The organism is Acidithiobacillus sp. TH-A117 (assembly GCF_057473465.1).
Genome location: NZ_JBYCKQ010000045.1, coordinates 38,513 through 64,867 on the forward strand (window position 1 = coordinate 38,513; position 26,355 = coordinate 64,867).

At 53.9% G+C, this 26,355-nt stretch carries 19 protein-coding genes; 7 read left to right on the forward strand and 12 right to left on the reverse strand.

Annotated features, from left to right (window positions below):
• Positions 1–49: 49 nt before the first annotated feature.
• The 8 genes from AC2VLR_RS11155 to AC2VLR_RS11190 all read right to left on the reverse strand — a co-directional run bounded on the left by AC2VLR_RS11155 (position 50) and on the right by AC2VLR_RS11190 (position 9,917).
• Positions 50–1,336, reverse strand: coding sequence for an ABC transporter substrate-binding protein (locus AC2VLR_RS11155; protein ID WP_486882178.1), 1,287 nt, complete (start codon positions 1,334–1,336; stop codon positions 50–52).
• A gap of 47 nt (positions 1,337–1,383) precedes the next feature.
• Entirely contained in the window at positions 1,384–2,856 is a 1,473-nt protein-coding gene (locus AC2VLR_RS11160; protein WP_486882179.1) for a hypothetical protein, read from the reverse strand.
• Between the two features lie 92 nt (positions 2,857–2,948).
• Positions 2,949–3,908, reverse strand: a complete 960-nt coding sequence (locus tag AC2VLR_RS11165; RefSeq protein WP_486882180.1) for an ABC transporter permease — start codon at positions 3,906–3,908, stop codon at positions 2,949–2,951.
• Complete coding sequence (locus tag AC2VLR_RS11170) at positions 3,905–4,693, reverse strand: ATP-binding cassette domain-containing protein (RefSeq protein ID WP_215843904.1); 789 nt, start codon at positions 4,691–4,693, stop codon at positions 3,905–3,907. Before AC2VLR_RS11170 ends, AC2VLR_RS11165 begins: the two co-directional genes overlap by 4 nt.
• Complete coding sequence (locus tag AC2VLR_RS11175; protein ID WP_486882181.1) at positions 4,693–5,604, reverse strand: substrate-binding domain-containing protein; 912 nt, start codon at positions 5,602–5,604, stop codon at positions 4,693–4,695. Before AC2VLR_RS11175 ends, AC2VLR_RS11170 begins: the two co-directional genes overlap by 1 nt.
• Positions 5,601–6,566, reverse strand: a complete 966-nt coding sequence (locus tag AC2VLR_RS11180; RefSeq protein WP_486882182.1) for a ribokinase — start codon at positions 6,564–6,566, stop codon at positions 5,601–5,603. The genes AC2VLR_RS11175 and AC2VLR_RS11180 overlap by 4 nt, the downstream gene beginning before the upstream one ends.
• A 247-nt stretch (positions 6,567–6,813) precedes the next feature.
• On the reverse strand, positions 6,814–8,325 hold the full coding sequence (locus AC2VLR_RS11185) for a MutS-related protein (protein ID WP_486882183.1): 1,512 nt from the start codon (positions 8,323–8,325) through the stop codon (positions 6,814–6,816).
• On the reverse strand, positions 8,322–9,917 hold the full coding sequence (locus tag AC2VLR_RS11190; protein ID WP_486882184.1) for a MutS-related protein: 1,596 nt from the start codon (positions 9,915–9,917) through the stop codon (positions 8,322–8,324). The genes AC2VLR_RS11185 and AC2VLR_RS11190 overlap by 4 nt, the downstream gene beginning before the upstream one ends.
• A gap of 162 nt (positions 9,918–10,079) precedes the next feature.
• On the opposite strand from AC2VLR_RS11190, the gene glpD reads away from it, so the two are divergent.
• From glpD to dhaM, 6 genes are read left to right on the forward strand one after another with little or no spacing between them, the layout of a single operon-like run.
• Positions 10,080–11,621, forward strand: coding sequence for a glycerol-3-phosphate dehydrogenase (gene glpD, locus AC2VLR_RS11195; protein WP_486882185.1), 1,542 nt, complete (start codon positions 10,080–10,082; stop codon positions 11,619–11,621).
• A 29-nt stretch (positions 11,622–11,650) separates the two neighbouring features.
• Positions 11,651–13,150: a glycerol kinase GlpK gene (gene glpK / locus AC2VLR_RS11200; RefSeq protein ID WP_486882186.1), complete on the forward strand. Its 1,500-nt coding sequence runs from the start codon at positions 11,651–11,653 to the stop codon at positions 13,148–13,150.
• Positions 13,151–13,173: 23 nt separating this feature from the next.
• Positions 13,174–14,166: an MIP/aquaporin family protein gene (locus tag AC2VLR_RS11205; RefSeq protein ID WP_486882187.1), complete on the forward strand. Its 993-nt coding sequence runs from the start codon at positions 13,174–13,176 to the stop codon at positions 14,164–14,166.
• 3 nt (positions 14,167–14,169) lie between these two features.
• Positions 14,170–15,171, forward strand: coding sequence for a dihydroxyacetone kinase subunit DhaK (dhaK, locus tag AC2VLR_RS11210; RefSeq protein ID WP_486882188.1), 1,002 nt, complete (start codon positions 14,170–14,172; stop codon positions 15,169–15,171).
• 15 nt (positions 15,172–15,186) lie between these two features.
• Positions 15,187–15,795, forward strand: coding sequence for a dihydroxyacetone kinase subunit DhaL (dhaL, locus tag AC2VLR_RS11215; RefSeq protein WP_486882189.1), 609 nt, complete (start codon positions 15,187–15,189; stop codon positions 15,793–15,795).
• Positions 15,783–18,125, forward strand: a complete 2,343-nt coding sequence (dhaM, locus tag AC2VLR_RS11220) for a dihydroxyacetone kinase phosphoryl donor subunit DhaM (protein ID WP_486882190.1) — start codon at positions 15,783–15,785, stop codon at positions 18,123–18,125. Before dhaL ends, dhaM begins: the two co-directional genes overlap by 13 nt.
• On the opposite strand, the gene AC2VLR_RS11225 is transcribed toward dhaM, so the two are convergent.
• The 3 genes from AC2VLR_RS11225 to AC2VLR_RS11235 form a co-directional block, all read right to left on the reverse strand.
• Positions 18,098–20,779, reverse strand: a complete 2,682-nt coding sequence (locus AC2VLR_RS11225) for an EAL domain-containing protein (RefSeq protein WP_486882191.1) — start codon at positions 20,777–20,779, stop codon at positions 18,098–18,100. The two genes, dhaM and AC2VLR_RS11225, sit on opposite strands and share 28 nt — an antisense overlap.
• The gene (locus tag AC2VLR_RS11230; protein WP_215843893.1) at positions 20,772–20,978 is read right to left on the reverse strand and encodes a hypothetical protein; all 207 of its coding nucleotides are present in this window, start codon (positions 20,976–20,978) and stop codon (positions 20,772–20,774) included. Before AC2VLR_RS11230 ends, AC2VLR_RS11225 begins: the two co-directional genes overlap by 8 nt.
• 199 nt (positions 20,979–21,177) lie before the next feature.
• Complete coding sequence (locus tag AC2VLR_RS11235; RefSeq protein ID WP_486882192.1) at positions 21,178–21,936, reverse strand: PilZ domain-containing protein; 759 nt, start codon at positions 21,934–21,936, stop codon at positions 21,178–21,180.
• Positions 21,937–22,186: 250 nt separating this feature from the next.
• On the opposite strand from AC2VLR_RS11235, the gene ettA reads away from it, so the two are divergent.
• Positions 22,187–23,854: an energy-dependent translational throttle protein EttA gene (ettA, locus tag AC2VLR_RS11240; protein WP_486882193.1), complete on the forward strand. Its 1,668-nt coding sequence runs from the start codon at positions 22,187–22,189 to the stop codon at positions 23,852–23,854.
• 20 nt (positions 23,855–23,874) lie between these two features.
• Here ettA and AC2VLR_RS11245 read toward each other — a convergent pair whose 3' ends face one another.
• Positions 23,875–26,142 carry a TonB-dependent receptor gene (locus AC2VLR_RS11245; RefSeq protein WP_486882194.1) on the reverse strand — a complete coding sequence of 756 codons (2,268 nt, stop codon included), beginning with the start codon at positions 26,140–26,142 and terminating at the stop codon, positions 23,875–23,877.
• Between the last annotated feature and the right edge of the window lie 213 nt (positions 26,143–26,355).

A 26,355-nucleotide genomic window follows, 5' to 3' on the forward strand; every position in this document is an offset into this window, starting at 1 on the left:
AGGCAAAAGCCCGGCCTGCCAAGAGCAGTGCCGGGCATGAATGCAGCCATCAATCCTGACTCTTGGCCACCTCAACCCGCTTGGCCATAGCTGCGGCAGCAGCCTGCGGCGTTTCGTTGGAGGTATAAAATTTATCCAGGGAGTCTATGAAGGCACCAGTGGGCGGTCCGTAGGTGGACATGTTCTGGGAAAAACTGGGTACCAGACCATTCTCCTTGCGCGCCACCAGAAACTGCGCCCGGGATTTTTTCTGACAGGCGTTATAACCATTCAGGGACACATTCATCAAATCCGGGATAGAACCTTTGTACTTATTGAAGAGTAACTGGAATTTCGGGCTGACCATGGTTTCTGCCAGTTTGATTTCAGCGGCCCGTTTTGCCGGCGTATTCTGGCGGAAGAAAATAAAGCTATCGACGTTATAAATAAACTCTTTAGCCGTTCCGGGAAAAGCCACGCATCCCACCTGTGGTCCACCGGGTGTCACATGCAGGAACTCAAACTGACCATTGGCCCAGTCCCCCATGATCTGAAAAGCCGCTTTTCCATGGGCCACCAGCGCCGTGTCGAAATTCCAGGTACGCCCTGCCAGAGACTTGGGCGTGTAGGCCTCGATGGCGCGCAGCCTTTCCAGGGCCTTGACCATGGTCGGACTATCTATGGCTTTGGGGTCCAGTTTGACAAACACGTCCTTGTACCAGGTCGGCCCGCCGGTCTCCAGAGCAATGGGATCAAATTCGGTGGCAATCATCCAGCCATTGCCCCCGCCTGCCATGGGGATGTATCCCGCCTTCTTGACCTTGGCAAGATCGGCCATGAGTTCGGGCCAGCTCTGCGGCGCCGCACTGATTCCAGATTTTTTCAGAATGGCACGATTGTACCAGAGCCAGTTCAGGCGATGCAGGTCCATGGGCGCAGCCACATAATTGCCCTTGTATTTCATGTAATCATTCACTACAGCCGGAACATTTTTATCCCAGTTACCGGCCTGGGCAGCGGCATCAATATTCGCAAGCAGTCCGGTGTGTCCCCACTGTTGAATCTCTACGCCTTTTATTTGTGCTGCACCGGGTATCTGCCCCTCCATGAGTCGGGTTTTCAGAATCGTGCGCGCCTGGGCACCACCACCGCCGGCAATCGCATCATTCTGGATATTCACGCCCTTGGCTTTCATCATTTGTACCAGAACATGCATGGCCTTGGCCTCCGACCCGGCCGTCCACCAGTTGATGACACTCAAACTGGGAGCAGAATCGGCCATTGCCGTTACGGAAAAACCACTGCCAATAGCTACACCAATACACACTGCAAGCATTTTTTTATGCATGGATTTCATTTTATTCTCCTCATCATCAAGTGCTGAAGCTGTCGAATGCGACTTTTTCAGAAGCGATACTTGAAATAAAAGCGGTTGCTGAAATACGGGTTCTGATAATGTGGGTAACCCGCCTCGTTTTGCGCCATGGAAATATCCGTATAGTCGGCGACATACAAGCCCTTGAGAATGCTCGACAAGTTATAGGACAAGCCCACATCCATGGACCAGAGCTTCTGGTTGGGAATGGCCTCGTCGCTTGGAAAACCATAAGCACCACTATAAGAGTAAGCACTGCCACCAAAACCATAGCGGACCAGATAACGAATGAAACTGGCATTCAGCCGGAGTTGATTGGCCAGAAAGCCAAAGTTCGAGGCAATGCCATACGCATATCCGGGACCATAATCGGAAATACCGGTTTGCATGGTTGTGGTGTAGCTGGTGCCACTGAGATCATTGTACGGATGAATCATGCCGCCATGACGAAAGGAGTCATAATTGATCGGACTGTAGTTCGCCACCAGAGCTACATTATCCTCATGATGGGTGCCAAATTTCACACCAATACGTCCGCCATACACCTGGGCATCCACAGAATTCGCGTTGAGGGCATGCAGATAGCTGGTGCCAGCCCCGGAATTGCCTTCAGAAACCACCTGAAAATTGCCAAATAAGGCCACATTGTTGGTCAGTGGATGACTGATTCCGGCTTGGCCGTAAAACATGTTGGCAAAACCATAAAAGTCGTAATACCAGGCTTGGAGATCGATGTGGCTGCCCAAAAACGGGGTTTGGTAACGGGCACCAATGACATAAAAACCATTGGTATGGTCACTGGTATAACGATTACCGGTAGTAAAGGTCGCACTGTAACGGCTGGCATAACTGTACATGCGCGCGGCCATGAAACTCAGGGTCGCTGGAGAACCTCCCAGAGCCAGCGGGCTATTGCCGGACCACTGCCCCGCCTTAGGATGGCCGATGATGTCCACCACGGCGCTTACCCCGGTAAAAGACCGGGGATTATAGGTATAATAATCCCAGTTGGCGTAAGGCGTGTTGATAAACTGCCGCCCGCCGCGAATCACAAACGGTCCATAGTGATATTGCAGATAGGCCTGGCGCACGATGGCAATCCCATGACTGGGATAGGGTCCGGTCAATTCCGGATCTTCGTGCTGATAAAAGCCGGTCCAGGTGGCAAAATCTCCGCCGACCCCCAGACTGAAACCTGCCAGTTGCGGACTGTGCACATACAAATGTCCACCCAGGGCCAGGGAATGGGTATCCTGGCGGCTGTGGGCATGATTCAGATAACTGAAGTTAATCAGCCCGAGCATCGCCGATATTTTGGTATTGGCAATGGCCTTGTCGAGAATGGTATTGGACGGAATCAACGAATTGGCAGGGGTAGCGGCCAGGGATAATCCCGGGGCACCGAGAGCAATGGTACAGGCCATTGCCAGACTGCCGGTCAATAGATGCCTGGACAAGCTCTTTCCAGGCCCGGATTTACGATTTTTGTAGTTGTTGGTCATGGCACTCTCCTTATTTTCAGTATTTATCAGCGCCCTTATGCAGGGTATTTACGTGAGCAACTCCTTTTTCCTCCCCGATCATTCGGGCATCATCAAACCGTACCGCGTTTCTTCAAATAACCGAGCATGACCGCCAGTAAAATAACGACGCCTTCCACCAGCTCGGTATAGAAGGGTGAAATATTGAGTAAAACCAAACCATCCAGAATCGTACTCAGCAGCAGGGCGCCAATCAGCGCGCCCCAGACGGTTCCGCGCCCTCCGAACAGATAAACCCCGCCAATGACTACCGCCGCAATGGCGGGTAACTCGTCGCCACGTCCGGCATTGGGATCTGCCGTAGCCAGTTGTGCCGCGAAAATAACGCCGGCTAGACCCGCCGAGAATCCCGAAAAGGCGTAAGCCAGACTGCGCAGACGCCGTACCCGGATGCCTGCTCGATAGGCGGCGACGCGATTTCCGCCAATAGCGTACAAATACAATCCGGAAGCCGTGAGACTGAGAAAAATCGCGAGCAGAATGACCATGAGCCCGGCTATCCAGACCTGATCAGGAATCCCCAGAATGTGACTTTCACCAATGGCATTAAAGCCATTGTCATTGATGTTCAGGGGTTCGCCGTTAGTGACAATCAGGGTCAAGCTCGAAAAAATCGAAAGTCCGGCCAGCGTGGCAATAAAATCCGTGATATGGAGATAGTTAATCACTACCCCTTGGAGCAACCCTGCCAGGGTGGCAGCCAAAAGTGCCAGAAACAGGGCTAGCGGCCAGGGAAAGCCCGACAGCATCATGGTAGCGGCAAGGGCACCCGTCAGTCCGGCCACCGCCCCCACAGACAGATCAATACCTGCGACCAGCATCACCACCAGCTCACTCAGAGCCAGCAATACCAGAGGAGCGGCATCGGTGAGGACACTGAAGAAATTGTTGACCGAAACAAAATGGGGGGCCACAAATGCCAGAAAAATCAGTAAGGCGATAAACGCGAATAGTACCCCCTGATCCATCAGAAACTGGCGCAGGGAGTGCCCCTTTAACACCGTGGCGTTCAAGCGGCTACTCCCTTGCCCACCAACATCGCCTTGACGACCAGATCTTCGTCGAGATCATCCGGCCTGCCATCCAGGGCTTTTTCACCCCGTGTCAGGACCGTAATGCGTGACGCCACCTGCCAAACGTCCGGCATGGTATGGGTAATCAAAATCACCGCCACCCCTGATGCGGCCAAGGTTTGGATCAGATGAAGAATAGCCGCATGCTCACCTACTCCGATGGCCGCCGTCGGCTCATCCATGATCACCAGCTTTGCCTGCCAATAAGCGGCCCGGGCAATGGCTACGGCCTGCCTTTGTCCACCGGAGAGCTCACCGACGGGTTGCCGCAGCGGTAGTTGAATGGCGAGTTTCTGCAGCGCCAGAACGGACTCTTTCCGCATTTCCCGTCGCGCCAGGAAAGGCAAAATACCTAACAAGCGTTTTTTGCGCTCGCGGCCCAGAAAAATATTGGCGGACACGTCAAGGTTTTCAGCCACCGCCAGGTCCTGATACAGGGTTTCTATACCCAGATCCCGGGCCACGCGCGGATCAAACTGCCGCAGCGTCTGGTCATGGAATTGCATGCTCCCCGAAGTCGGGGCCTGGGCGCCGGCGATGATTTTCACCAGGGTAGATTTACCGGCGCCATTATCGCCCAGCAGGGCCAGCACTTCTCCTGGCCAGACATCCAGATCAATATCGCGCAATGCCTGTACGGCACCGAAACGTTTGCCGATACCGCGCAAACGCAACAAAGGCGGCTGATCCTTTCTTTCAGAAGCGCTTTCTGCTGCAATGTTCATCAATGACCCGGCGCCAGATCCATATGCAGGGGTACCGGCACAAACACCGTGCCCGTAGACAGATAACTATATCCGGCCTGCACACCCAACGCTCCCATGACGGCCGGCTGCTGGGCAACACTCAAGGCAATTTTGCCTTCCTTCACCAACTGTGTTTCGCCCACGCTGCCACTACCGATCATGGCCATAGTCAGCCCCTTCAAGCGACCAGCTGCTTCCGCTGCGCGCATGGCCCCAATGGCCATTTCCCCATTTTCTGAATACACGGCATTTAAATGAGGATTGGCAATCAGTACGTCACGCATGACGGTGAGACCGCCTTCACGACTGAACCCGCCCGACTGCCTCGCCACCACCTTGATATGGGGGTAACTTTTCAGTACCGACTCGCAACCGGCGGTTCTCTCATTAGTTGCAGAGGCGCCGGAAATACCCAGCAGCATGAACAAATTACCGTGACCATGCAGTTTCTGGGCAAGATATTGGCAGGCTTGTGCACCGGCCTGTTTGTTATCCGAGGCAAAATAGGCAATGGCATGCCCGCCATCGGCCTTGCGGTCAATATATATGACTGGAATATGTGCGGCATTGGCTTTTTCAACGGCCGGAACCAAGGCTTTGGCATCTGTAGGATTAATGAGTAATAAGTTCACCTTCCGGGCGATCAAGGTATCTATTTGATTGCTTTGAGTGATGGAATTATTGTTGCCATCCTCAACCAGTAGCTGTACGCCGAGCTTTTTGGCTTCTGCCTCTGCACCGCTTTTGATAGTGGCAAAATAGGGCGTCATGGCCGATAACATCAAGCCAAAGGTATAGTGGTGTGCCGCATCTTGGGCAATGGCCACCCCCGAAAAACCCCACGATAGCGACATGACAGTCATACAAATGGAAAGTGCTTTGCGTTTCATGATTTGGCCCTCAACATTTTGATAGAATCAGCGGGAATGTGCTGCGCCATAAAACTTTCAATCGCCGGGCGCAGGGGCAGCGCAGCTTGTGCACCTTCGTGCATGGCAGCCAATGCACCAGCGGCATTGGCATAAGTGATGGCATATTCCATGGGATCAGCGGCGGCGATGCTAGCGCTGAAAGCACCAGCAAAGGCATCACCGCAACCCGTAGTATCCACAACTGCAACGGGAAACCCCGGTAACAAGCCTGATTTTCCTTGCCCGGTCGCCCATGCGGCGCCGCTTTTACCCAAGGTGATGACTGCCGCCTGCCGCCCTGAAGCCAGCTGTTCAGCAACAGCGACGCCGTCCTGAGGACAAAGCGGATGGGACAAGCCAAGTAACTGCATGGCTTCTATTTCATTGACCAGCAGCATATCCGTGAGGGCAAGAATCTCTGTCAGATCCTCCCGGACCGGCGAAGCATTGAGAATGACTCTCCCACCCATTGCGTGGACCTTCAAAGCGGCGGCCTTGACCGTTTCGAGAGGTATCTCCAGTTGCAACAAAAGGATGTCGTCCGCGAAGATGATGGATGAGAGCAGCTCTGGCTGCAGATCTTCATTGGCACCAGGGATAATGACAATACGATTTTGCCCCCCCTCCTCGACTAAAATGAAAGCGAGGCCAGTGGGCGTATCAGAACGGCTTAGTGCTGTTAAGTCGATATTTTCCCGAGAGAGTTTTTCGTGCAGAAGATCACCGTATGCATCTTTCCCCAAAGAAGAAATATAGCGAACGGAAGCTCCCGCCCTTTGTGCCGCCACCGCTTGATTGGCTCCTTTACCTCCGGGATGCAGGGCATAGGCAGAACCAAGCACCGTTTCTCCGGCCTGGGGTGCGCGTGGTACACGCAGCACAATATCCATATTGCTACTTCCCATCACGATCATCGCGGAAGTGTCCGGACCCCGTGGCATCCATTCCTATGTGACCAGCAGTCATACTCAGGAAAGATTCTGGCAAAACTCAGGTACATTCCTACCCCCTCACCCGAAACCATATTACGGGCTTATATTTGAGAATGCTTGTTGTGATTTACTAGTTATAGTCACGGATATCAGGAAGCGCAAGGCAATTCGATTCATTAATGAAATTGATAAATTATAATTTTATCGGGAACTTTTATAGCCAGCTTATGGCCCGATACTGATAAAGATATGATCATTACTTATTTTTATATTCAAATATCCTGTTATACACATCCTTTGCGAAGCTGGTGTTCAGCGGTTCTGCTTCTGACAGCTTGTATTTCATGGATAAATTTTCATCTGAAGGTGCGCGCAAGGCTAAAATATTGCCGCTTTGCTGTGCATAACAGCGCTGCGCAAAGGTATATAAATGTGTCACAAAAATTATTTTTATGCCTTTTTCAAGCAGGGCTGTACAAATCTGCCAGGCAATTTCCGCGCCTTCGCGTTCATTGGTGGCGGCAAATGATTCATTAAACAAGAGCATAGCGGTAGCTTTCAGTTGGGGAACCAAATCCGCCATGCGCAACAATTCTTCCTCGAACTTTCCGCTATGCATGCTGGCATCTTCTTCCAGCTTGAAGTGAGTATACACTTCATCACAAATACTCGCCGAAAACTCCTGGGCGGTCGTCGCTAAACCGCATTGCATCAACAATTGATTTACACCCAAGGCGCGCAAAAAGGTACTTTTGCCGCCACTATTGGCACCGGTAATGATCAGTAGTGACTTGTTGCTGGCCTGCAAATCATTGGTGATGACCTGCTTCTCCTGAGCAAGCGCCAGACAAGGATCATAAATTCGGCTGGCTACACAGCTCGCTGGCTGACTGCTCAGCGGAACGGGCCAACACAGGGGATACTCCCGCGCCTCCAGTGCCGCGCGCAGATTCAGAGCACCCCGATAAAAGGCCGCTTCATCGCGCAACCGGGTAAAAAAATCGAGGAGTTGATGAACGGCGCTGTCCATTAACCCGGCTACGGGTTCCAGGGCGGCATCACGAAACTCGGCCAGTGCCGTCAAACCGCTTTCGTCACGCTGGGCAATGGTAAAAGAGTAACCTTCCTCAGCAGCGACCAACGGGAACCAGTTTTTTAACCAATGTGTCGAAGGCTGATCCCTGTTCAGAAAAAATTCCTGACTGCGATTATTATGATCCAGTTTTGCACTCACCGAAAAACCATTATCCATCCGCAGGGTAGTAATTTGCGCGCGCAAACTGTGCAACGTCTCATCGTCATAATACCTCTGCAAAAACCGAAAAAATTTTTTTAGTCCACTGGATTCAAGCGCAGGATAACTTTCGCCCAGATCACGCACACTGCTTAATTGAGTGAGCAACATATCCAGAATATCCAGATTGCTGCGCAAACGTCTGCTCGCCGACTTGGCCGACAGCCAGAATCTCAGGGATTCCCGATAGGCACCCAGTGTATCCATACTGAGCTGATAGAGCTTGGCAAGTAATTCCGTGTAGCGTATAAAATCTTTTTGAATCTGCTGACGAAATATAATGACGGATATTTCTGTACTGCGCTGGCCCAGGATGATTTGCCGCACAGCGGTATCCACTGTTTTATCATCCCTGGCCATCGCCTTAAATAATAACGGGAGTTCCAGGTCCAGCGCCAAGCGATCCGCATGGCCAGGAACATGGTCCAGGTCGTATTTCCGGTCATCGGGATAAAGCAAGCTGATGTTGATCATGCTATTGTCTCCATAAGCGTTTCATAGGTCAGACCATATTTTTTGGCGAGAGATAAAGCATACGCCAAGCCATCAGCGGGTTTCCGACGAATCTTGAAGGTTCTTTTACTTAAATCATCGGGGTCAACCATACTCATCAGACTCACAATTTGCGGGCCGAAAGAAGCCAGTGCATCCATAAAAGTCACCCAAACCGTTAGTGATTTCTTTTCCAGTAATTGCGGCATAATCTGTGCACTTAAATACAGCGCATCATCATAGGTAGTAGAGTCGAATAATTCGTTCAGCACAAAAATACTGGCGGCAGTCGCCCTGTCGAGATTCTTGTGGAGACGGAGGAGATCTTCTTCCAGTTTTCCATGTCCGGCGCCCATATCTTCACGATAGGAAAAATGCGTATAAATGCCATCACAGAGGCACAAGCGGGTATTTAATCCGGGTACAGGGCAACCTAATCCGGCCAGATGATGAAGTTGCCCGAGCGTTCTGGCGAAGGTGGTTTTACCACCCTGATTGGGTCCGGTGACAACGAAGATCTGTTCTCCTTCAGATAAGCGCAGATCATTGACGACAACCTGCTGTCCCGTTTCTTCCTGTAGCCTGATAGCCAGAGCCAGATCAAAGGTTTGTTCCGCCTGAATGCACTTGCTCTGCACCAGCATCTCTGGAATGGAAAATGACAAGCCCTGATGTTTCAATGGGGCAATATAATCCAGATAGGCCAGATAAAACTGGAGTTCCCGCTCCCAGTTCAGAACATCTCCGGACATGAACGGAAAACGTCCAGCTTTCAGGCACTCTGCGTCCGATTTTGCGTCAGGTAATTCTCCGGGAAGCATATATTGCTGAGAGTAGCTGGCCAGTTCATGAAAGGGCTCAGGAAACAACCGGGCGACGCCTTCCAGTATCTGCGCTTCTACGTGATTCATATCATAACCAGAATTCACTCCTGGTTTGCTTTCATCTGCGCTTGTCCCGGTCATATCCAAATACCAAAGTCGTGCTACGTCCAAGGCATAATCATTTTCATCCAGACAACGCTGTACCGTCACCCGGTTATCTTTGACAATTACGGCATAGCGAATACTATTCATTTTCTCCAGCAGAGCGGCAGATTTATTTTCAAACTCCATAAAAAATTCGGTATCCACTATTTCCTGCATTTTTATTACGAATGCTTTAAGGCCTGATGATTCAATCGTAATCTGGCTTAAACGATTTAGCAGACCTTTGAGCAACTGCTGATAGCGTATAGCTGTTTCCAGATAGTTACGCTGCCGTTGCAGCGGATAATATAGTTTTTCTATATGCGCTAAGGAGTTACGTATTCCAGAAAGATCTTTAGAAAATAGTAATATATTGTTATATACGGCTGTATTTTCCAGGTCATGCATGATATCCTGACGAAATCGGATTGATTCCAGATCTTGCGGAAGCCAATAAAAGTATGGGCTCAGCTTATAATCTTCCCTGCCTTCTGTTATTTTATTTATGACCTGGTCCAGATGCAGATCCCGAAAATATTCTGGCTCAGGCATTTTTTCTGCTGCGATCAGAGCTTCATCAGGAAAAAGCAAGTTTAGTTTTTTCAATTAAATACCCTCATTTCACACGGCAAAAGAGACGGTCTTCGCCTTTTTTACCTTGTCTTAATGGCTATTATGCACTATTTCTATATGGATGCTTTCGCGTTGGTCAACGACTATTAACAAAACTGCGTCATATGCATAACACATAGATAGCGAGGTGGAGCGATGTCCGAACCCTTTGACTTACTGATTATAGGTGGTGGAATCAACGGTGTCGGCATTGCCCGTGATGCCAGCGGCAGGAAGCTCTCGGTACTCCTGGTAGAGCAGGATGACCTGGCTGCCCATACTTCTTCCGCCAGCACCAAACTCATCCATGGCGGGTTGCGCTATCTGGAATACTATGAATTTCGGCTGGTGCGTGAAGCCCTCATGGAAAGAGAAAGGTTGCTGGGTATCGCTCCCCATATCATCTGGCCTTTGGAGTTTGTATTACCCCAAGGTCCCGACAGTCGCTCCTCCTGGCGCATCCGGGCGGGTCTCTTTCTTTATGACCACCTCGCTCCCCGCAGTCACTTACCAGCATCCCGCGCCGTGCATTTCGGACCGCACCCGGCCGTCAAAGTTCTCAAACCTGCTTATACCCAAGGCTTCACCTACGCCGACTGCTGGGTGGAAGACAGCCGACTGGTCGCCCTCAATGCATTGGATGCTGCTGAACGCGGTGCAAAAATTTTGACCCGGACGCAACTGCTCTCAGCCCACCCGGAGAATCAGCTATGGGCTGCACAGCTGCTGGATAAAAACACGGGACAGCAGGAAACCGTTCATGCCCGGGCGCTGATCAATGCCGCAGGGCCCTGGGTAGGTAGCGTCCTGAGCCAGGAGCTGGGCATCAAAACCCAGAAAACGGTGCGCAAGGTCAAAGGCAGCCACATCATTGTGCCCCGTCTTTACGAGGGGGATTACGCCTTCATTCTGCAAAATCCCGACCGTCGCATCATTTTTACCATCCCCTATGAATATGCCTACACCCTGATCGGAACAACGGACATTCCCTATGATGGCGACCCTGCCGAGGTGCATATCACAGCAGAGGAAACCGCCTATCTGTGCGAGAGCGTGTCCCGTTACTTCCAAAAGCCTGTAGAACCCGATGACGTCGTCCGCAGTTATGCCGGCGTCCGCCCCCTCTATGATGATCATGCGGCCAACGCCTCTGCGGTCACCCGGGATTATGTGCTGGATATGGAAGGGGGCGGAGAGACTCCTCCGCTGCTCTCGGTATTTGGCGGCAAAATCACTACCTACCGGCGCCTTGCCGAGCATGCGCTGTCCCTGTTGCAACCGGCTCTGGGCCATCCCAAGGACCAGAGCTGGACGGCCAACGCCCCCTTGCCCGGGGGAGACATCCCCGCTGGCGACTTTTCCGGATTTGTACGCACCCTCTCGGAAGAGTACGCCTTCTTACCGGAACATCTGGCTTATCGGTTGGCCCGTGCCTATGGCACCCGCACCCGAAAAATCCTCGGCAATGCCCGGCAGATGATTGATTTGGGTAAGGATTTTGGTGGCGGCTTGACCCAGGCCGAAGTGGATTATCTGGTCACCCAGGAGTGGGCGCGGCAGCCGGAGGATATTTTGTGGCGACGTTCAAAAATGGCTTTGCATGTTCCTGAGGATACCGTGCAAAAACTGGAAACCTATCTGCACTCACTGGAAGGCACGGAGAAAATCCGGCAGGGAGGTGCCACCACTTTGTCTTGATGGAGTTTTTTATTGAGGAGGATATTCCAATGTCAAAATATGTAGGGGCCATTGATCAAGGTACCACCAGTACTCGTTTTATTGTCTTTGACAAACAAGCTCATATAGTTTCCGTAGCGCAAAAAGAACACGAACAAATTTATCCCAAACCCGGCTGGGTAGAACATAACCCCCTGGAAATTCTGACCAACAGCAATGAAGTCATCGGGGCCGCCCTTGCCAGGGCCAATCTCAGCGCCAACGATCTCGCTGCCGTCGGCATCACCAATCAACGGGAAACCACCGTCCTCTGGGATCGTCACAGCGGCCGCCCGCTCTGCAACGCCTTGGTGTGGATGGATACCCGCACCGACCAGCTGGTCCAGCGCTTTGCGCGAGATGGCGGGCAGGAGAGATTCCGCGAGAAAACCGGCCTCCCCCTGGCCACCTATTTTTCCGGGCTGAAACTCCTGTGGATCCTGGAAAATGTGGAAGGTGCCCGGCGCCTGGCGGAAAAGGGCGATGCCCTTTTTGGCAATATCAACACCTGGATGGCCTGGAACCTGACCGGCGGTCCTGATGGCGGCGTCCATGTGACCGATGTCAGTAACGCCAGCCGCACCATGCTCATGGACCTGCAAACCTGTACCTGGGACAAGGAAATGCTGGAGCAATTCAAGATTCCGGAAGCTTGCCTGCCCAAAATCGTACCCTCCTCTTCTCCTTATGGAGAAATCAGCACGGCGCCACTCCGCGGTACGCAGCTTGCCGGAATGCTTGGCGATCAGCAGGCCGCCCTGGTCGGACAAACCTGCTTCGCCCCGGGAGAAGCCAAAAACACCTATGGTACCGGTTCTTTTCTGCTCATGAATACGGGCACCGAGCCGGTACAATCCAAGGCCGGGCTATTGACCACGCTGGCCTATCAATTTGGTGACGAAAAACCCCGCTACGCACTGGAAGGGGCCATTGCCATCACCGGGGCACTGGTGCAATGGTTACGGGATAATCTCCATTTTTTTGATGTGGCAGGGCAAATCGAACCCCTGGCCCGTAGCGTCGAGAATAACGGCGATGTGTATGTGGTACCGGCTTTTTCCGGTTTGTACGCGCCCTATTGGAAAGATGATGCCCGAGGGGTCATTGCCGGGCTGACCCGTTTTGCCAACAAGGCCCATATTGCCCGGGCAGCCCTGGAATCCACCGCCTATCAGGTGCGCGATGTGGTCGAGGCCATGGAAATAGACAGCGGCATTCCCCTCAGCAGCCTGCGTACCGATGGCGGCATGGTGGTCAATGAACTGCTGATGCAGTTCCAGTCCGATATGCTGAAAGTACCGGTGTTGCGCCCCAAAATGATTGAAACCACGGCACTGGGTTCAGCTTATGCCGCCGGTCTTGCCGTTGGCTACTGGCGCAATATTGAAGACCTGCGCGCCAACTGGGGTATTGATAAAACCTGGGAACCGAAAATGGCTGACGCCGACCGGGATCATTATTACCAGTCCTGGAAAAAAGCCGTCACCCGCTCATTTGCCTGGGTGGACTGAGCACATAATAAGGAGACCATAAAATGGCTGAAAACACAGCAGTAAAATTCGGGGTGAAAACAGGCTGGCGGGCCCAGTCGGTCTGGTCAGAAATGCTGGCAGAATTTGTCGGTTGCTTTGTCCTGCTGGCCTTTGGCGCCGGTTGCGTCGCGGTCGCGGTCGTGGGGCTCACGGAATCCCATCGCACCATGGTCATTTTTCAGGGGGCCGGGGGCTGGATGGTCATCGTCTGGGGATGGGCATTTGCGGTAACCATGGCAGTTTACGTAGCAGGCGGGGTTTCCGGGGCACACATCAACCCGGCCGTTACCCTGGCTTTTGCCATCAAGGGCAATTTTCCCTGGCGCAAAGTCATCCCCTACTGGATTGCCCAAGTGGTAGGCTGCTTTGCCGGGGCGGCCATCGTCTATTACGACTATTTCCGCGCCATCAACGCCTGGAATCTGGCCAACCATGTGCTGTCCCGGGCTGATCCGGGTGGAATGACCACCTTCAGTATTTTTGCGACTTTTCCCGCCGCTTACTATGGAAGCCACCTGGGACTCATGCTGATGGACCAGGTCATTGCCACTTTTTTTCTGGTGCTTTTTGTATTTGCCATCATCGACAACATGAACGTCGGACCAGGCTCCAATCTGGCTCCCCTGATGATCGGCTTTGCGGTGGCGGCTATCGGCCTCTCTTTCGGGGTAGGAACGGGCTATGCCATTAATCCCGCCCGGGATTTTGGACCCCGCCTGTTCTGCTGGTTACAGGGATGGGGGCCCAATGCCTTTCCGGGTCCTCATGGTTACTGGTGGGTACCCATTGTCGGCCCCCTTATCGGCGCCAGCATTGCCGTATTTTTTTACGACTGGTGCATCAGCAAAACCCTCTGTGTCCGCGCTAAACTGTTAAAAGAACGGCAGCCACAGGTGGAACAGAAAGGCCTGGGTTTCAAACTGGAAAAACTGCAAAAGGCGCTGGATGAAGTCAAATCTCAGATTGATGCCGCCGAAAATTCCGAGGAGAGATAAATCATGAAAGCATTGATCAACCAACCCGACCAAGTAGTGACTGAGGCTCTGCAAGGCATGGCCATGGCCTATCCCGACCTGATTCGCCTCCACGAAAATCCCCATTATGTGCTGCGTACCGATGCTCCCAAAACTGGCAAAGTGGCCCTGGTTTCTGGCGGCGGCTCCGGACATGAGCCCATGCATGCCGGTTTTGTGGGCCGGGGAATGCTGGACGCCGCCTGTCCCGGTGCGATATTTACCAGCCCGACCCCGGACCAGATTCAGGAAGCCTCGACTGCCGTGCATGGTGGCCAGGGGATATTGTTTATTGTCAAAAATTACACCGGCGATGTCCTCAACTTTCAAATGGCTGCGGAGCTGTTACAGAACGACGGCATTGAAGTCCACAGCGTGGTCATCGACGATGATATGGCCGTCAAGGACTCCTTGTACACGGCGGGAAGACGGGGTGTGGGCGCCACCGTTCTGGCCGAAAAAATTTGCGGTGCCGCCGCCGATGCCGGAGCCAACCTGAATGCGATCACCGCACTGTGTACATCCATCAATGATTCTGCCCGCTCCATGGGGCTGGCACTCAGTCCCTGTACTAATCCGGAAACCGGACAAGCCAGCTTTACCCTGGGGGAGAATGAAATCGAATATGGTATTGGCATTCATGGCGAACCGGGCCGGCAACGCATTCCCTGGCAACCGGCGGATACCTTGACGGAAAAGTTGATGCTGCCCATTATCGAGGATCTGCCCTTCAAAAAAGGCGACGAGGTTCTGCTGTTTGTCAATGGACTGGGCGCCACTCCTCTGCTGGAGCTGAATATTGTTTACCGCGCCGCCGCAAGGCTGGCCAGTCAGCATGGCCTCAAGGTGTCGAGAAGACTGGTCGGCGCCTACATGACCAGTCTGGATATGGCGGGAGTCTCCATCACGCTCCTGCGCCTGGATGAATCCATGCGTTCCTACTGGGATGCCCCGGTCTGTACCCCCGCTCTGCGCTGGGGTTGCTAAAACAGGAGCCGTGTTATGGGCTATGCTGTGGCCACTCTGATGCAGTGGATAACCTGTGCCGAAGAACAATTCCAATCCCATCTGGCTGAGCTGAACGCTCTGGATGCAGCCATTGGCGATGGCGATCATGGCAGCAATCTGGCCCGGGGCTTTGCCAAGGTCCGCGAAAAACTCCAGGCCAATCCCCCGGAAACACCTGCCAGCCTCTTCAAACTGGTGGGTATGACCCTGATCAGTACGGTGGGTGGGGCTTCCGGACCGCTGTATGGCAGCTTTTTTCTGGAGGCCGGTAAAATAGCCGGGGAGCAGAGAGAACTGGACGACGCCACCCTGGCCCGATGCCTGCAGGCGGGGCTGACCGGCATCCAGCGGCTGGGCAAGGCTGAAGCGGGAGACAAAACCATGATCGATGCCTTGGAGCCCGCCATCCGCGCCTTGACCAACAAAGCCGAAATGGGCGTGGCCACGCAAAAAGCCCGGGAGGGCCGGGATGCGACCATTCCCCTGATTGCCCGCAAAGGTCGGGCCAGCTATCTGGGCGAACGCGCCATAGGGCACGCCGATCCAGGTGCTACCTCTGCCAGTCTGCTTCTCGATTGTCTGGCGAGCGCATGCCTGGCGTAGCCATCCTCTTGGTCTCCCATAGCCGGGCCCTGGCGGAGGCCACCGCAGCACTCATCCGTCAGGTTACCGGCGCTGATCTGCGTCTGGCACTTGCGGCGGGCAGTGGTGAGGAGGGCGCTGAACTGGGCACCGATGTCCTGGCGATACAGGCCGCCATTGAGGCGCTGGACAGCCCCGCCGGAACCTTGATCCTGATGGATATGGGGAGTGCGTTGCTGAGCACGGAAATGGCCCTGAACTTACTGACTGATTCCCTGAGAGAACGGGTGCAGCTGAGCAGTGGCCCCTTTGTGGAAGGAGCCATGGCTGCGGCTCTCGCCGCCAGCGGCGGGGCGCCTTTGTCGGCCGTGCGGCAGGAAGCCGAAAATGGTCTGGGCATGAAGCAACAGCAACTCGCCTCTGACCGCACCAGCACTGAACAGCCTCCTCCTCCGGGAACCCCGGTAATCCCAGTAACCCCGGAACAACAGCGTCGCTTGCGCTTGTCCGATCCAGCGGGTTTACATTTGCGTCCGGCTGCCGCATTGGCCAAGCTCGCCCTGGCCCGAACCACCCCCAGCCGCATCCGCGCCGCCCGGCACCCCGAACAGGCAGTTTCTGCTACCAGCCTCACGGCCATGCTCGGCCTGGATCTGCGTCAGGGGGACGAGCTTATTATGGAGACTTCAGGTGCCGATGCCGCCGCCTTTTTCGACGCCGCAGCACAGATCCTGGCAACACCGTCAGCACAAAATCCGGCAGACCAGGTCGTGCCAAGAGTCCCGTCGCGTCCAGGGGGTGCCGTTGCCGGTTTTGCCCAAGGGCCTCTCCTTATCCCGAAGGCCCTACTGGCTCGTGTTCCCGAAACCCACGATCCCGACAGCACAAAATCTCTCCAGCAATTTCAGGCGGCGCTGGAACAGGTCCAGCAGCAACTCAGTAGCCACCCCATAGTGGCCGCCCAGGCACTGCTCCTGCAGGATCCGGTCCTGCTGGAACAAACCCGCAAACGCATCCAGGAAGATCATCTGGCGGCGGCTCCAGCCTGGGCACAAGCCATCACCGAGGCAGCAGCACGCATGGACACTCTCAGCGATCCGATCGTTCGCGCCCGTGCTGCAGATTTGCGCGACCTGGGGCAGCGTGTCCTCCAGGCCCTGGGCATCGCTGTGGAAAGTACAATTTCTCCTGGTGCCCCGGCCATTTTGCTGGTAGACGAACTACTGCCTTCCGTCGCACTCCACCTCGATCCCCGGCAAGTGCTTGGCGTCATTGATCGTCATGGCAGCGCACATTCCCACGCGGCCATCCTCCTTCGGGGCGCGGGGATTCCCTATATCATCAACGCCGACAATCCCGCCCTGTCCAGCGCCCGCTCGGTGGCCATGGACGGCAGCACCGGAGAGTTCTGGCTGGACCCTGACCCTGTGACGCTGAAAAAGCTGCTTGAACACGATGCCACTAGATTCGCGTTGCCGGAACAGGGAAATTATGGTCAGATCAGTCTTAGCGATGGCAGTCGTCTGGAACTCTGGGCCAATGTTGCCAGCGCCGCCGAAGCCGATACCGCCAGACGCCTCGGAGCCACGGGTATCGGCCTGCTCCGCACGGAATTCTTTTTTCTCGATCAACAAACCCTGCCCGATGAAGAAAATCAGACCCGGGCCTTGAGCCAGATTATGGCTCCCATGCAGGGCCGACCCATCATTGTCCGGGCGCTCGATGCCGGTGCCGACAAACCTCTAGGATTTATGCCCCTGGGTGACGAAGCCAACCCCGCCCTCGGGCGGCGCGGCCTCAGAGCACTGCTCGCCTTTCCCGATATTTTTGCCCTGCAGCTGCGCGCCATGCTGCGTGCTGGTCGGAACCACCAACTCTCGATCATGTTGCCCATGGTCACCAACCCCGAAGAATTGCGTGAAGCCCGGGGCATTCTGGAGCAGGCCCATCACAAGCTGGAAGCTGCCGGACAAGCCCATCGCTGGCCGGTCCCTCTCGGCATCATGGCCGAAGTTCCGGCAGTGGCTCTGTGCATGGATGGCTTTAATGAACTCGCGGATTTTGTCTCCATCGGCAGTAATGATCTGACCCAATACACCCTGGCCAGCGACCGCAGCAACCCACTGCTCGATGCCCTGGGGAATGCAGCACATCCTGCGGTATTGGAACTCTGTCGAAAAATCGCCCGGGACAGTCTGGTTCCGGTTTCCATTTGCGGAGAAGCCGCCGGAGACCCGGACATCGCTCCATTATTGGTGGATTGCGGCCTTCACCGCCTGTCCATGGCACCACGCCGGCTCCCGGAGATTTTTACGCTTTTGTCTCAACGCTCGTCACATACACATGAATGATTTTCTGCTTGCAACTCGCCTTCGTCATAGACAAGTTCACGCAGCTCACCAATCATTTTGCTATTCTCAAGCTCCAAAAGAGAACCCAAAGACATGGCCTTGGCCTTCTCCCCGTTGTCCAGAAAATGCTTGGCCTGCCGCGCCAGCTGGTGGATTTTTTCATGGCGCTGCAAAATCGGCAAGAATTCGGGCAGTTCACCGAAGCGCAGGGATCCGTCTCCCTTCAGCCAGCGTCCCAGGTGACATTTGTCCTCGGCATCCTCATCCAGTACGTGCAGAGGGATGGTATTTTGTTCACACAAGGCCTGGAGAAAACTTTCCGTACGTTGTGCATGACCTTCCAGCAGGGTCGGCAAAATATCAATGGAAGAATGACTAGGCAGCCCCAAGCCCAATCCTTTGAAGTGCTGCACCCAGAGGGGGATATCTTCTCCGGGCATGGGTTTGGCAAACAAATAGCCCTGCAAATGACTACAACCCATTTTTGCCAGCAACTTGGCGTGGGCCTCTGTTTCCACCCCTTCTGCGATCACGTCCAGTCCCAACATCCGGCTGGCAGTAATCACGGCAGCCACAATGGCCAAATCCTTGGGATCATTGATCATATCGCGCACGAAACTCTGGTCCAATTTGACCGACTGCGCAGGCAATTGCTGGAGATAGGTCAATGAGGCGTTCCCCGTACCGAAGTCATCCAGAGCTATGCGTACCCCCAATTGATTGCAGGCATCCAGACGCTCCTGCGCCTGCGAGAGATCATGGAGAGGTGCAGATTCAGTAATTTCAATTTCAATCTGTTCAGGAGCCAAGCCAGGATATTTACCCAAGGCTGCCTCCAGATCACTCAAAAAACGGGCATCCAGCAAGTGATAGGCGCTGATATTGATGGACACTCTCAGGAAAAGCCCCTGCTGCTGCCAGGTCTGGCCTTGCCGGAATGCCGCATCCATCACAAAAATCCCCAGATCCCGGGCATAGCGATGGTGATCCAGTCCCGCCCAGAAAGCCGCAGGCCCCAGCAAGCCTTGTTCGGGATCGAGAATACGAATCAGCGACTCCACTCCGGACACCCCGCCAAAACTGTTGACTATAGGCTGATAATGCAAAACCAGTGTATGATTTTTCAGCCCCTTCTCAAGGGTTCGGCGCATATTGGCTGCATTTTGTGCTGCCTCATCCAGCGTCAGACTATACAGGCTGAGCTGATCTCCGCCCTGTTTTTTGGCCGCGTAAAGCGCTAAATCCGCATGGGCAAGAAGCGTCTCCACCGACACGTCATCCAGGGGATAAATGGTCACGCCGAGACTGGCACTGACACTGACTCGCTCACCATCCATTTCAAGGGGCTTGCGCACAGCTTCTAGAATACGTGCGCAGACCATATCCAGATCATCGAGAGAACTTAGGGCGGGAAAAAGCAGGCCGAACTCATCGCCACCCAATCTGCCCAGGGTGTCGCCAGAACGCAGGCATTGACGAATGCGCTGGGTTACTGAAATGAGCAAACGATCGCCCGCACCATGCCCAAAACGGTCATTAACAGGTTTGAAACCATCCAGATCGAGCAGGACCACGCCCAATAATGACTCTTCCCGACGGGCCTGACGGCGGGCGATTTCCAGACGATCCATGAAGAGCAGACGATTGGGAACCTTGGTCAAAGGATCACGCAGCATACGATTGCGCAACTGCAAAACGATTTCGCCCAAATGCGCAAAGGCTTCAAAATAATCTGAACCGATTCTCTGAAAATAACCTTTCGCCCGGGCACCGATGAAACCCACCCCCTGCAGCTCACCTGACGCGAAGGGAAGAAAAACCAGCTCCTTGACCCGGGGTCGTAACTGTTGAATCCACTGGGGCGCTGATGGATCATCGGTCAACTGCACCACAACCTGATTTTGCCTGAGCGCCACCCAACAGGGATCCTCTGCGGCATAGGGTAAATGGGGCTTTACCAAACGCAGTCCGGCTGAGGCCTCCAGGGTAAGGACATCATGGTCCCGATTCGAACTCAGAAAATATCCAGCCAGGGTGATATAGCGACTTTTGCGCGGCAGCCGTTCACACAGCACCTGGAGCAAGCTGATGTTTTCCGTTTCTTTTTCCATGCGGGTACTGGCCAGAGTATCCAGCAAAACATCAAAAACGGCACTTCGCTCTCCGTCGGTTTCTCGCGACGCCCGCGCATAACCACTCAATTGGCACATCAGATCACCCATCAACAGGCTGATCAGAACGCGCCCCAGTCGAGAACGATCCGGGGACGGAACAAATTTCTCCAGCACTGGCTGCCAGTGTCGCCAGTAAATGGTATATGCCCCGGCTAACCAGGCGGGATCAATACCCAAATAATGATGTTTTGCCCCTAATTGCTGCATGGCAATCTGCCAGGAAGCATCCAGGCGGTTTTGCAACAGACCATAGCCGTGCTCAGCCTGACGCTGAATCAGCGCTTCAATCTGCGCTTCTGAATGGTTCCTGAAAGCTGCGGCCGTCGCCGGATGGGAAAACAGATAATGATAAAAATCCCGGGCCAGGGTTTCTGCGCCCTGGGCAAACAGCCCCCAATGTTGATCCAGCAGGCTGAGGTCATCCCGGCTTAGCCCTAAAAATTGCACCAGATTGTCTGGCTTGATGGGAATATTACTCATCTGCGCAGAAAACCTGACTGTTTCCCTGCTTGGATAAAACCGCATCCAGCACCAGGCTTTCTATGACTTCTGTTGGGCTTACGCCATAAAAAACGCTCAGTTCCTTGAGCATTATCCATGTCCACCCGGAAATGGCGACATGCTGCGTTGCCGCCGACTTTTGTTCGCTCTGGTTACCCACTGATTTTATGGTACTCATGATTATGCACCTACTCCACGCCTCGACACTGATTGCCACTTATATTTTTATAAAAAAATAATGAACTGATAATTATTGTATAATACAACCAATGGGAATATTTTGAAAGGAAACTGTTAACAGTTTTTTCTTATATATCAGATGAGTAACATTTTGTAACACCAAAGCTTGCGCTAACAATGCCCCAAGAGAGCCCTGGTTAAAATATCCGTGTGTTTCTGGAGTAATCAGGACGCTTCTGGATTTCATCGGCTTTTTTGCATAAATACAAATGTTCCGCCCGCTTTTTTTGATCTTTTGTCAGGGCCATCCGAATCCCGACCAGACACTGTCCTTCGGGAATACCTTCTTCCTGCACGCGAACAATGGTCACCACCGTTTCACAGGTGCCACAATCCGCAATGGCAAATTCCGCCAGGACTTTTTCGCCAGGCTGATAAATCCCTTTGGGTGCCATGAAGCTGGCACCACTCGGACTGAAATCATGTAACTGACCCACCTGTTCTGTGCCACCCATTTTGCGCAAGGTGATGGCACCCTCTACCCGAACCCGCTTGGCCCCACGAGAAGCTCTTCGATAAATCATGCGGGGCAGATCAAAATGATGGCGGCCTTCAAAGACATATTTCAGATCTGCAAAGAACATATAAATGAAGTCACCCATTTCTATAAATATCAGTGCCTTTTTATAATCCTCCGCGGCGATTGATCCCTTCAGGCGAAAAACCAGCGCCTGAGAGTCACAACCATCGAAGTAAAAATGCGACCCCGAATCCAGACTATCCGAAGACAAAATCACCGCATCCCCACGCTCACCGGTGCAAAGCATGGAGGCAATATCCTCAAACACAGGCTCGCCAAATTCCGCAACCATGAGTTGCTGATACTCGGCAATGCTGAGCGCGCTCCGCAGAGGTAGCATCATGCCGAGCTCGGTATTATCTGATGTCAGACTCATCACTCTCTCCAACAGTCTCCATGAGCGGCTCAGCACCTCGCAGGTGGAACACTTCATCTCATGTAGATTGAATCAAAAATTATCACTTATTAATATTTGATATATAATTCTTAAAAATGTTACACCCCTCTGACTGATTAAACAAATGGGCGGCAAATGAGTAGTTCTTGCGCCGATAGTCCACAAGCGCCCCTGTCTGCGCTACACTCCACGACAATCCAGCCCACCACGACTGCAAACGGAAAAAGCCATGGCGCAATATGTTTTCACCATGAACCACCTGAGCAAAACCGTCCCCCCCAAGCGCGTACTGCTCAAGGACATCTCTCTCTCCTTTTTCCCCGGCGCGAAAATTGGCGTACTAGGCTTGAACGGATCAGGGAAATCCACCCTGATGAAAATCATGGCCGGTGTGGATCGGGAGTTTGAGGGGGAAGCCCTGCCCATGCCGAACCTGAAAATTGGTTATCTTCCTCAGGAGCCTGACGTTGACCCCAACAAAACCGTTCGCCAGGTCGTAGAAGAAGGCCTTGGCGACATTCTCAATGCCCAGCAGCAACTGGAAGCCGTTTATGCGGCTTATGCCGAGCCCGATGCTGACTTCGATGCTCTGGCTGCCGAGCAGGGCCGCCTGGAGGCCATTGTCGCCGCCAGCGACGGACACCAGGCCGAACAGCAGATGGAAGTAGCCGCCGATGCCCTGCGTCTGGCCCCCTGGGATGCCCTGGTAGGCCCCCTTTCCGGGGGCGAAAAGCGGCGGATTGCCCTTTGCCGCCTGCTCATCAGCCGTCCCGACATGCTCCTGCTCGACGAACCCACCAACCATCTTGATGCCGAGTCGGTGGACTGGCTGGAGCAATATCTACAACGCTTCAGCGGCACTGTGGTCGCCGTCACCCATGACCGTTACTTTCTGGATAATGCTGCCGAGTGGATTCTGGAACTGGATCGCGGCCGTGGCTTTCCTTATAAGGGTAACTACTCCGCCTGGCTGGAACAAAAGGAGAAACGTCTGGAACAGGAGGCGCGCAGTGAGGCTTCGCGCATCAAAGCCATGCAGCAGGAGCTGGAATGGGTGCGCCAGAATGCCAAGGGGCGGCAAAGCAAAAGCAAGGCGCGTCTGGCCCGTTTTGAAGAACTCAGCTCTTATGAATATCAGACCCGCAATGAAACCTCGGAAATATTCATTCCCGTAGCCGAACGGCTTGGTAATGAAGTCATTGAATTCACTGAGGTCAGCAAAGGCTTCGGCGATCGCCTGCTGTTTGAGAATCTGAGTTTCAAGATTCCCCCAGGGGCCATAGTCGGCGTCATTGGTCCCAACGGCGCGGGTAAATCCACATTTTTCCGGATGATCATCGGGCAGGAACAAGCTGATAGCGGCACGGTCAACATTGGCCCTACGGTAAAAATGGCTTACGTGGACCAGTCCCGCGATGCCCTGGCGGCCAAAAACAACGTCTGGGAAGAAATATCGGGGGGCTTGGACATTCTCACCGTCGGCAAATTCGAGATTCAGTCCCGTGCCTATTGTGGCCGCTTCAACTTCAAGGGCAACGATCAGCAGAAACTGGTCGGGCAATTATCCGGCGGCGAACGCGGCCGCCTGCATCTCGCCAAAACCCTGATAGCTGGCGGTAACGTCCTGCTGCTCGATGAGCCCTCCAATGATCTGGATGTGGAAACTTTGCGCGCCCTGGAAGATGCCCTCCTGGAGTTTGCCGGCAGCGTTCTGGTGATCTCCCATGACCGCTGGTTTCTAGATCGTATCGCCACCCACATCATCGCCTTTGAAGGCGATGGACACGTCGAATTTTTTGCCGGTAATTATCATGAATACGAAGCCGACAAAAAGCGTCGTCTGGGCGAAGAAGGGGCGAAACCCCACCGTTTGCGCTACAAACCCATCATTCGCTAAAACGCCAAGGGGCAAGGTCTTCAGTGGTAATGCCAGCGCAGACTCAACACCACCGTCCGCGCTGGCAGCGGATAAAAGCTGGCACCGCTGTCGAGGGTCAACCCGCCCGTACTGATCAGACCAATACCCCGGTTTTGCAACAGATTATACACCCATAAATCGACATCTACAGATTGCTGCCGGCCCTTCCAGGTGTGCCCCAGATTCACGTCAGTCAGGACATAAGCGGATATCCTTTCCCGGTGCAAACTATCCGCCCAGCGCGGGCCGAGATATTTTTCCTGCACCGTCGCACGCCATTGATCGCGCGCATACTGAAAAAGGGCGTTGCCGGACCACAAAGGCGTATCCGGCGTCTGCAAACCACTCACCGGCAAGGTCGTAGCCCCAACCCCTTGCAGATCCCGGGTAAACACGCTGCGGGTGTAACTACTGTTGCCAGAAATCAACCAGTGCCCACCCAAGCGCCACTGGGCACTGACACTCGCCCCATAACTCTGCCCATCGCCCACATTTTGAGGATAGACCAAGCCGGACAGAGGATCATAGACGGATACCGATTTGTGCCGAAAAATGCCGTAGTACCCCAGAGCCTCTACATAGCCAGACGCCGCCGCCCAGCGCAGAGACAGATCCCCCTGATCACTGCGAATGAGTCGCTGGGCATCCCAAAGATTCTGGATCTGCACGCCTGCACGTTGAAAAGTGGCGAGACTCTGCTGGTAAGCGGGCCACAAATCAAAACCGGGGGAAGCCACATTGCTGCCCGCATTGGCGCGCAGAAGCCAGTGATCAGACACAAGCCAGCGCAGGCCGACATAAGGCAAAAAAGCCCCCAGAGTGCGTCCTTGCACCGATTGCCCGGGCTTCAGCGCGGCCTGATCCAAAGCCAGCGCCAGCGAATCGCTCGTCAGCTTGCGAGGATCATAAGCCTGCAAACCAGGAAGGGTATCCCAAAGATAGCGGCCACCCCAATCCAAGCTGAACCGACCGCGATGCCAGCCCTGCTCCAGGTAAATACTGTCATAGCGTTCCGGGCTGCCGGGAGCACTCAGCAGAGACCAGCGCAGAAACTGCAAGCCTCCCTTCGTCGTCGGCTGATACAGGGCACTATTGGTCAGCGGGTGCGGGGCAATTTTTTCGTCATGCCAATAACCTGAGCGCCACCGCCAGTCACCGGATTGCTTCTCCCAATCGAGGCGCAACCCCCAGCGCCAGGCATGGAGATCAGCACGCTGCACAAGGCTTTTTCCGCTTTGGACTATTCCTCGCCAATACTCCCCATCTTCCTGCATGCCGTAAGGCGATAAGCGGATCTCCCCAAGACTCCCCAGATGCTGGCGCCATTCCAAAAAGAGGGCATGGTCGGCGAAGTGCTGATGGTTATAACCCTGATAGAACGCTGCATCGGGGGAGGCGGGATTAAACACCGGTTCGCGACTGTACGCCAGACGATTATAGCGCTGTAAATCCAGTGCTTCAGAATAATTGAGAGGCCGATAGTTGGCACTGCGATAATCATCATGCACAAAAAATAGCCGAAGTAATCCAGAGTCATAAGGCTGCTGCCAGCCCAAAGCGATATTGCTTCGGCCCTCAGGAGTCGCAGCCCAGCCTCGCCACTGACCCGCCCTGGTAAAAGATCCGGAAACAAAAAGCCGCGATCCACCCGGCAGAGAACCGCTGTCCCAGCGCAGAAAACTACGGGTAAAATATTTGCTACCGATGCTCTGACTGAATAGCCAGCGGTTCTGGGGCAGCGGCCAAAGAATCCGGCTATCCACTACTCCGGCCAAACTCCCGGGGCTGGGCAGCGAGGGCGGAACGGCTCCCTGAAATAACTGCACAGACTGGATATCCTCCTGATCCACCAACCACTGGCCCGGCCCGGAAAATCCCGCTATCAGCGGCAAGCCATCGAGCAGATCGCCAGCGCCATGCTGAGCCGTCTCACCCCGTACCCGCAAGCCTTTACTGGCGTTTTGCACATTGGCCAGATTGAGCGCGTCCGGAGCGTTGTAAGAAACTCCCGGCAAAAAACCGAGAGCCGCTTCACTGTTGGCGCCGCCCGGGCCCGCCAGTAACGCCATCTGTTGTTGATTCAGACTATAACTCGTAGCGCTCATGGTCGTTGCCTGACCAGACTGTATAGGCAGGCCGGCTGACGTCTCTCGCCGCACCGTTCCCAGATCCTCAGCTTCTGCATTTTCGTTGAGAGCAATATTTAACAAAGGAAAAAAACCACCCAGCAACCATAAACAATGCAGCTTCCCAAAACGAACACCCATCTTCTCGCTCCCTATATATGCAACTTTGTTGCATATAATAAATTATTTTGCGCCCTGCTCAAGCGTTCCTTTTCCTGAACCGGTGGCGCCAATCACAAAAACAGCTCGCCCCGACGCCTTGACTTTCGGACAGCATCTCCTTATCTTCTCAGCCCTTAGGATTTACCCGCAGGAAGTGTTCCAATGAAGCGTACTTTTCAACCCAGCATTACC

What these genes read in the sequence shown, in the direction of transcription:
- AC2VLR_RS11155 (WP_486882178.1), bottom strand. Translation starts at nt 1,336, where the DNA reads ATGAAATCCATGCATAAAAAAATGCTTGCAGTGTGTATTGGTGTAGCT.
- AC2VLR_RS11160 (WP_486882179.1), bottom strand. Translation starts at nt 2,856, where the DNA reads ATGACCAACAACTACAAAAATCGTAAATCCGGGCCTGGAAAGAGCTTG.
- AC2VLR_RS11170 (WP_215843904.1), bottom strand. Translation starts at nt 4,693, where the DNA reads ATGAACATTGCAGCAGAAAGCGCTTCTGAAAGAAAGGATCAGCCGCCT.
- AC2VLR_RS11175 (WP_486882181.1), bottom strand. Translation starts at nt 5,604, where the DNA reads ATGAAACGCAAAGCACTTTCCATTTGTATGACTGTCATGTCGCTATCG.
- AC2VLR_RS11180 (WP_486882182.1), bottom strand. Translation starts at nt 6,566, where the DNA reads ATGCCACGGGGTCCGGACACTTCCGCGATGATCGTGATGGGAAGTAGC.
- AC2VLR_RS11185 (WP_486882183.1), bottom strand. Translation starts at nt 8,325, where the DNA reads ATGATCAACATCAGCTTGCTTTATCCCGATGACCGGAAATACGACCTG.
- glpD (WP_486882185.1), top strand. Translation starts at nt 10,080, where the DNA reads ATGTCCGAACCCTTTGACTTACTGATTATAGGTGGTGGAATCAACGGT.
- glpK (WP_486882186.1), top strand. Translation starts at nt 11,651, where the DNA reads ATGTCAAAATATGTAGGGGCCATTGATCAAGGTACCACCAGTACTCGT.
- AC2VLR_RS11205 (WP_486882187.1), top strand. Translation starts at nt 13,174, where the DNA reads ATGGCTGAAAACACAGCAGTAAAATTCGGGGTGAAAACAGGCTGGCGG.
- dhaK (WP_486882188.1), top strand. Translation starts at nt 14,170, where the DNA reads ATGAAAGCATTGATCAACCAACCCGACCAAGTAGTGACTGAGGCTCTG.
- dhaL (WP_486882189.1), top strand. Translation starts at nt 15,187, where the DNA reads ATGGGCTATGCTGTGGCCACTCTGATGCAGTGGATAACCTGTGCCGAA.
- dhaM (WP_486882190.1), top strand. Translation starts at nt 15,783, where the DNA reads ATGCCTGGCGTAGCCATCCTCTTGGTCTCCCATAGCCGGGCCCTGGCG.
- AC2VLR_RS11225 (WP_486882191.1), bottom strand. Translation starts at nt 20,779, where the DNA reads ATGAGTAATATTCCCATCAAGCCAGACAATCTGGTGCAATTTTTAGGG.
- AC2VLR_RS11230 (WP_215843893.1), bottom strand. Translation starts at nt 20,978, where the DNA reads ATGAGTACCATAAAATCAGTGGGTAACCAGAGCGAACAAAAGTCGGCG.
- AC2VLR_RS11235 (WP_486882192.1), bottom strand. Translation starts at nt 21,936, where the DNA reads ATGAGTCTGACATCAGATAATACCGAGCTCGGCATGATGCTACCTCTG.
- ettA (WP_486882193.1), top strand. Translation starts at nt 22,187, where the DNA reads ATGGCGCAATATGTTTTCACCATGAACCACCTGAGCAAAACCGTCCCC.
- AC2VLR_RS11245 (WP_486882194.1), bottom strand. Translation starts at nt 26,142, where the DNA reads ATGGGTGTTCGTTTTGGGAAGCTGCATTGTTTATGGTTGCTGGGTGGT.